At 68.5% G+C, this 7,013-nt stretch carries 6 protein-coding genes; 5 read left to right on the forward strand and 1 reads right to left on the reverse strand.

The genetic code is table 11. The features are described from left to right. Window positions 1-57 precede the first annotated feature (57 nt). From htpX to ACSSVZ_RS25695, 5 genes are all read left to right on the forward strand, one after another. Window positions 58-1,026 carry a zinc metalloprotease HtpX gene (gene htpX / locus ACSSVZ_RS25675; protein WP_453973689.1) on the forward strand — a complete coding sequence of 323 codons (969 nt, stop codon included), beginning with the start codon at window positions 58-60 and terminating at the stop codon, window positions 1,024-1,026. Continuing rightward, the gene (gene rsmB, locus ACSSVZ_RS25680; protein WP_453973690.1) at window positions 1,023-2,405 is read left to right on the forward strand and encodes a 16S rRNA (cytosine(967)-C(5))-methyltransferase RsmB; all 1,383 of its coding nucleotides are present in this window, start codon (window positions 1,023-1,025) and stop codon (window positions 2,403-2,405) included. The genes htpX and rsmB overlap by 4 nt, the downstream gene beginning before the upstream one ends. A 182-nt stretch (window positions 2,406-2,587) precedes the next feature. Next, window positions 2,588-4,339: a heparinase II/III family protein gene (locus ACSSVZ_RS25685; RefSeq protein WP_453973691.1), complete on the forward strand. Its 1,752-nt coding sequence runs from the start codon at window positions 2,588-2,590 to the stop codon at window positions 4,337-4,339. A gap of 148 nt (window positions 4,340-4,487) precedes the next feature. Continuing rightward, window positions 4,488-6,104, forward strand: a complete 1,617-nt coding sequence (gene purH, locus ACSSVZ_RS25690) for a bifunctional phosphoribosylaminoimidazolecarboxamide formyltransferase/IMP cyclohydrolase (protein ID WP_453973693.1) — start codon at window positions 4,488-4,490, stop codon at window positions 6,102-6,104. Window positions 6,105-6,119: 15 nt separating this feature from the next. Continuing rightward, entirely contained in the window at window positions 6,120-6,809 is a 690-nt protein-coding gene (locus ACSSVZ_RS25695) for a YcxB family protein (protein WP_453973695.1), read from the forward strand. Between the two features lie 12 nt (window positions 6,810-6,821). Here ACSSVZ_RS25695 and ACSSVZ_RS25700 read toward each other — a convergent pair. After that, on the reverse strand, window positions 6,822-7,013 hold a 192-nt coding region (locus ACSSVZ_RS25700; protein WP_453973696.1), incomplete at its 5' end, for a hypothetical protein.

Consider the following 7,013-nt stretch of genomic DNA (forward strand, 5'->3'; position numbering starts at 1 on the left):
AACGGCCGTGCGTCGAAGCACGCCCGCCATATGGGACTTCAAGGGACGACCGCCTAGATGAATTTCTTCCGCACCGCACTCCTTCTGGCGGCCATGACGGCGCTGTTCATGGGCATCGGCTTCATGATCGGCGGTCAGTCCGGCATGCTGATCGCGTTCTTCGTGGCGGCCGCCATGAACGTGTTCTCCTACTGGAATTCCGGCAAGATGGTCTTGTCGATGCACAACGCGCGCGAGGTCGACGCGCGGACGGCGCCGGAATTCTACAATCTGGTCGCCGAGCTGGCTCAGCGGGCGCAGCTGCCGATGCCGCGGGTGTTCATCCTCGACGAGGACCAGCCCAACGCGTTCGCGACCGGCCGCAATCCGGAAAATGCCTCGGTTGCCGCGACGCGTGGGCTTCTGCAGATGATGAGCCGCGAGGAAATCGCCGCCGTGATGGCGCACGAGCTCGCCCATGTGAAGCACCGCGACACGCTGATCATGACGATCACCGCGACGCTCGCCGGCGCGATCTCGATGCTGGCCAATTTCGCCTTCTTTTTCGGCGGCTCGCGCAACAACAACAATCCGCTGGGTATCGTCGGCGTGCTGCTGACGATGATCGTGGCGCCGCTCGCCGCGATGCTGGTACAGATGGCCATCAGCCGGACACGCGAATATTCCGCCGACCGGATGGGTGCGGAGATTTGCGGCCAGCCCTTGTGGCTCGCCTCCGCGCTGGAGAAACTGGAAGCAGGAGCGCGTCGCATTCCCAATCCCCAAGCCGAACGCAACCCGGCCACCGCCCACATGTTCATCGTGAATCCGCTGAACGGCCAGCGCATGGACAACCTGTTTTCCACGCACCCCAACACGGCGAACCGCGTTGCCGCGCTGGAGGAGTTCGCGAGCGAGATGGGGCAGGGCGCGGGAGCCGCGCTCGGACGCGCCGGCCCCGTCGGCGGGGGCACCGGGCGCAGCTCGGTGCCACGGACGGGCCAGGCCGCCCGGCCGACGTCGCGCCGCCGCGGGCCCTGGGGATGAAGTCTCCCTCTCCCAGCGCAGACCGGTCTTCCCGCCCGCATTCCCATCGTTCCCGCCGCCCGGCCGTTCCGGGCTTCGCGGCGCGCGAGCTTGCCGTCGACGTCCTCGAGCACATGGGCAGCGAACAGCTGCCCGTCGATGCCGTGCTGGAGACCAGCAAGATCTCCCGCTGCTTCGACGCGCTGGAGCCGCGCGATCGCGGCTTCATGCGCACGCTGATCGGCGCCGTGCTGCGCCGGCGCGGCGAGATCGACGCGGTGGTGACCAAGCTCCTCAACCGGCCGCTGCCCCGCTCGGCCGGCCGCGCCGATACCATCCTGCGGCTCGGTCTTGCCCAGATCCTGTTCCTCGACGTGGCCGATCACGCCGCGGTCCACATGTCCGTCGATCTCGCCAAGGCCGAGGCGTCCTCCGCCGGCTTTTCCGGGCTCGTCAACGGCGTCCTGCGCCGGGCCGGGCGCGAGCGCGACACGCTGCTCGCCGATGTCGATGGCCCCGTCGTCAACACGCCTGAGTGGCTGTTCCAGCGCTGGTCGAAGATCTACGGCCGGGAGACCACCCGCAGCATCGCGGCAGCCCACATGGTGGAGGCGGCGCTGGATCTCACGGTCAAGTCGGATCCGGAAGGATGGGCGGAGCGTCTGGACGGGTTCGTGCTGCCGACGGGAACCGTGCGCACCATCGCCGGCGGGCCGATCACCGAGCGTCCCGGCTTCCACGACGGCGCCTGGTGGGTCCAGGATGCGGCGGCCGCCCTGCCGGTGCGCCTGATGGGCGACGTCGCCGGCAAGCGCGTCGCCGATCTCTGCGCCGCACCCGGCGGCAAGACGGCCCAGCTGGCGGCGGCCGGCGCCGTGGTGACGGCGGTCGATTCCAACGCCGGGCGGCTGACGCGGCTCAAGGAAAACCTCGCACGGCTGTCGCTTAAGGCCGAGGTCGTCTCCGCCGATCTGAGGACGTGGTCGCCCGCCGAGCCGTTCGATGCGGTCCTGCTGGACGCGCCGTGCACCTCCACCGGCACGATCCGCCGCCAGCCGGACGTGGCCTGGCTGAAGCGCCCGAAGGACGTGGCCTCGCTCGCCGATCTCCAGGCGAAGCTCCTGGACCGCGCAGCGGGCTGGGTGAAACCCGGCGGCATGCTGGTCTATTCGACGTGCTCGCTGGAGCCGGAGGAAGGCGAGGACCGGGTCGCGGCGTTCCTCGCGGCGCATCCGGAATTCACGGCCTCTCCGGTCCGGCCGGAGGAGCTTCCGGGCCTGGAAGAGGCAATTTCCCCGGAAGGCTGGCTGCGCACGCTGCCCTCCCACTGGCCAAACGATGAGGCGCGGCTGGGTGGACTTGATGGCTTTTTCGCAGCACGTCTTTTAAAAACAGTCTAACCCTCGCTGGACGACTCGCGACGGGGCTCCTATTGCGGAGGTCGCGGGGCATTGCGTTCCGGTCGCGTATTTCGCGGGCGGCAACGCCATTCCTTAATCTTGAGTGTCGACAGTGTCTGTCGACGGTCCGAATCGGGGGCGAGTCTCGTCAGCCGAACTGCTCTGGAGTCTGAACCGCGCCAATGGCGAAACGCACCGGTTCCGATTGGTGGCACCTCTGGTCGCTTGCCATCCAGAAAACGGTAGGATCCCATCTGCCGGGCAGATGGGACCTGATCGGTCCGTTCGCCCAGACCACCCCCTCCAGGCTCGTCATCGCCCCGCAGGACATCCGCACCGCCGACCCCACCGTCGCGACGGACATCTATGCGGGCCTGTTCACCTTCGCAGGTCATTCGATCGACGTCGGCGGGAACTCCCCCTTCATCGTCGAGCCGCCGTCGGCTGAATGGGCGCGCGCCCTGCACGGGTTCTCCTGGCTCCGTCACCTGCGCGCGTCCGAATCCGCGCTGTCGCGTTCGAACGCGCGTGCGCTGGTCGACGAATGGATCCGGCTGGGCCCGAAGCTGGCGCCCGACGCCTGGGAGGACACGGTGGCGGCGCGCCGGCTGCTGTCGTGGCTGTCGCAGTCGCCGCTGATCCTGGAGGGATGCGACCACGCGTTCTACCAGCGCTTCCTGAAAGCGATCGGGCGGCACGTCAATCACCTGCGCTGCGCGCTCGCGCGCTCCTCCGACGGGCTGCCGCGCATGCGGATGGTGATGGCGCTCACGGCGGCGGCCGCCGCCATCTCCGACCAGCCCGGCTTCGCCCGCTGGATCACCAGGGCCCTCGATCGGGAGATCACCCAGCAGATCCTGGCCGACGGCGGCCACATCTCGCGGCATCCCGGCGTCATCCTGGACCTTCTGGTCGATCTGCTGCCGATCCGGCAGGCGCTGTCGGTGCGCGGCATCACGCCGTCGCAGACGCTGGGCGAGGCCATCGACCGGATGATGCCGATGGTCCGCTTCTTCCGGCACGGCGACGGCACCTTCGGCCTGTTCAACGGCATGGGCACGACGCCGACCGATCTGGTGGCGACGGTGCTCGCCTACGACGATTCCCGCGGCACCTCGCCGGGCAACGCCCGCCATTCGGGGTACCAGCGGCTGGAGGCCGGCGGTGCCGTCGTGCTGATGGACACCGGACTGCCGCCGCCGCTGCGCTTTGCGCGCGAAGCGCATGCCGGCACCCTGTGCTTCGAGTTCAGCGACCGGACCAACCGGATCATCGTCAACTGCGGCATGCCGAGCAGCGGCCGGGCGATCTGGCGTGACCTCGCGCGCACCACCGCCGCCCATTCCACCCTCGTGGTCGAGGACACCTCGTCGGCCCGGATCCTGCCTGCCGAGGGCATCGGCGCCACGCTCGGCCCGCTGCTCTACCGCGGCCCGCGCGAGGTCGACGTCTACCGCCAGGAGAGCGCCGACCAGATTTCGGTGGTCGCCGATCACGACGGCTACGCCGCGAAGTTCGGCGTCGTGCACGAACGCACCATCGTGCTCGGGTCCGATGGACGGATCGTCATGGGCCGCGACCGGCTGACGCCGACGGGCAAGGGCGCGCGCGACCAGACCGCGTTCGCGATCCGCTTCCATCTCCACCCCGCGGTGCGGGCGACCCGCAGCCAGGGCGGCCAGAGCGTGCTGCTGGTCTGCGAGGATCGCTCGGCCTGGCGCTTCGTGGCGGAGGGGGCGGACCCGGAACTGGAGGAATCGGTGTTCCTGGTCGGCTCCCACGGAATGCGCCGCACCGCCCAGATCGTGCTGTACGGCCGTGTCTCCGGCGAGACGGAGGTGACCTGGCGCCTCGAACGGGAGGCGGAACGCGTGCGCACGCGCAAGCGCCCGAGCGCCGACGAAGCTGAGGACGAAAGCCCGCTTCTGATCTGAGCCAGGCCCGCACGGCTTCCGGTCACCGCCCGAAATGTGGTACCCGGCTCCTCGAACGGCCGGGTCGGCTCCACCACATCTGGCGGATCTGCCCCGTCCCGGCCCCAAGCTCACGTTTCTGCCGTCTCGCTCGAAAGGATACCCCCTCATGGTGACCGCGCCGTCGTCCGTGGCTCTTCCCGATCGCGTCGCCGTTCGCCGCGCCCTCATCTCCGTCTCCGACAAGACCGGCGTCGCCGAATTCGCCGCGGCGCTGGCCGCCAAGGGGGTCAGCCTGCTCTCCACCGGCGGAACTGCGGCGACGCTGAAGGCGGCGGGGCTCGATGTCACCGACGTCTCCGATGTGACCGGCTTTCCGGAAATCCTCGGCGGGCGCGTGAAGACGCTGCATCCGCTGGTCCATGGCGGGCTGCTCGGCATCCGCGACGAACCCGAGCACGCGAGCCAGATGGCGGAGCACGGGATCGAGCCGATCGACCTTCTGGTGATCGACCTCTATCCGTTCGAGAAGACGGTCGCCGCCGGCGCGGAATTCCGGGCGGTCATCGAGCAGATCGACATCGGCGGGCCGGCGATGATCCGCGCCGCCGCCAAGAATCACGCCTACCTGACGGTGCTCGTCGATCCGGCCGACTATGCGGGGGTCATCGAGGCGCTCGAGGCCGGGGAGGGCGCGCTTCCGTTCGCGCTGCGCAAGCGGCTGGCCGCCAAGGCGTTCGCCCGCACCGCCGCCTACGACGCGGCGATCTCCGGCTGGTTCGCGGGCGAGGTCGAGGACGCGGACGAGACGTGGCGGTCGCTCGGCGGCCGCCTGATCTCCGACATGCGCTACGGCGAGAACCCGCACCAGCGGGCGGCGTTCTACCGCGCCGGACCGGCGCGGCCGGGCGTCGCCACCGCGCGCCAGGTGCAGGGCAAGGCGCTCTCCTACAACAACATCAACGACACCGACGCGGCCTTCGAGCTGGCCGGCGAGTTCGACCCGGCGCGCACCGCCGCGGTGGCCATCATCAAGCACGCCAACCCGTGCGGCGTGGCCGAGGGCGAGAGCATCGTCGATGCGTACCGCAAAGCGCTGCGCTGCGACCCGGTCTCGGCCTTCGGCGGCATCGTCGCGCTCAACCGGCCGCTCGACGCGGAGGCGGCGCGCGCCATCACCGAGATTTTCACCGAGGTGATCATCGCGCCGGGCGCCAGCGAGGAGGCGATCGCGATCGTCGGCGCCAAGAAGAACCTGCGGCTGCTGCTGACCGACGGCCTGCCGGACCCGCGCACCGACACGCCGATGTTCAAGTCGGTCGCCGGCGGATTCCTGGTGCAGGACCGCGACGGCTCGGTGGTCGACGACTGCGACCTGAAGGTCGTGACCGCCCGCGCCCCCAGCGATCAGGAACTGGCCGACCTGAAGTTTGCCTGGCGGGTGACCAAGCACGTCAAGTCGAACGCCATCGTCTACGTGAAGGACGGGGCGACGGTGGGCGTCGGGGCCGGCCAGATGAGCCGGGTCGATTCCGCGCGCATCGCGGCGCGCAAGGCGGCCGATGCAGCCGAGGCGGCCGGCGCCGCCGAGCCGCTGACGCGCGGATCGGTGGTGGCGTCGGATGCGTTCTTCCCGTTCGCCGACGGGCTGCTTGCGGCCATCGATGCGGGCGCCACGGCGGTCATCCAGCCGGGTGGGTCGATGCGCGACGACGAGGTCGTCAAGGCCGCCGACGAGGCCGGCATCGCGATGGTGTTCACCGGCGTGCGTCACTTCCGGCACTAGAGTCCTGTCGATCAGGTGAAATCACCTGATCGACAGGAAATGGATTATGGTTCAACAGCTTCAGCAATTTCCGTTCCGTTCAGATCGTGTCGGTCTGAACGGAAAATCTTCCAGGAACGCGCTTTTCGGCCGATGAACAGTGAAGCCGGTTTCCTCTTCTCCGGCGAGAAGACAGAAGACGACGTGGCCAGCGGCTACTTGGAATATCTGAGCCGGGTCCGGCCGGTCGTCCGCTCGCGATGGCACGAGGGGCTGACGGCCCTGGCATTGCTCCTCGTCGCCATCGCCGTCGTGGTCGTCTTCATGGGGCTGGTGACTCCCTATGGATCGGATCTGGTGCCGCTTCTGATCTTCGCGATCTGTGCCGGATACATCGCCGGCCTGGGTCTTTGGGCGCGCAGCACCAAAGACATGGCCAAGCGCGTTGTGAGGCTGTCGACCGCCGAGGTCGGGCCGCTGACCGTCATCTTCCGTCCGGACGCCCTGGTCGTCCGGATGACGGACGGCATCGTGACCGAAGCGCCGTGGTCCCAGGTCTCGCAGATCGATTTCGCGCCCGAGACCATACTGATCTGGCACGATCCGCTGACCGCCCATCGTCTGCCGCGCCGCCTGGTCGGCGGCGAGGCGAGGGAAGCGGAACTCGTCGCCGCGCTCCGCCAATGGGCGCCCCACGCGGTGGAAGCGCTCGCCTCCGGCGTCTAGAGCCTTTTCCGATCAGGTGGTCACACCTGATCGATAAGAAATGGCTCCAGATTCAATAGCTTGAGCAATTCCTTTTCGTTCAGATCGCTTCGATCTGAACGGGAAATGCTCTAGAGCGTTTCCTTGTTTATCTGAATCGGGGGGGATTCCTGTTCGGGGCGTTTTGTGATTCAAGATGCTGGCTGGGGTGGAGGCCAGCATCTG

The organism is Amorphus sp. MBR-141 (genome assembly GCF_053628695.1).

Bases quoted from the DNA above. Each gene is read 5' to 3' on its own strand.
- htpX (WP_453973689.1), top strand. From the start codon at position 58: ATGAATTTCTTCCGCACCGCACTCCTTCTGGCGGCCATGACGGCGCTG.
- rsmB (WP_453973690.1), top strand. From the start codon at position 1,023: ATGAAGTCTCCCTCTCCCAGCGCAGACCGGTCTTCCCGCCCGCATTCC.
- ACSSVZ_RS25685 (WP_453973691.1), top strand. From the start codon at position 2,588: ATGGCGAAACGCACCGGTTCCGATTGGTGGCACCTCTGGTCGCTTGCC.
- purH (WP_453973693.1), top strand. From the start codon at position 4,488: ATGGTGACCGCGCCGTCGTCCGTGGCTCTTCCCGATCGCGTCGCCGTT.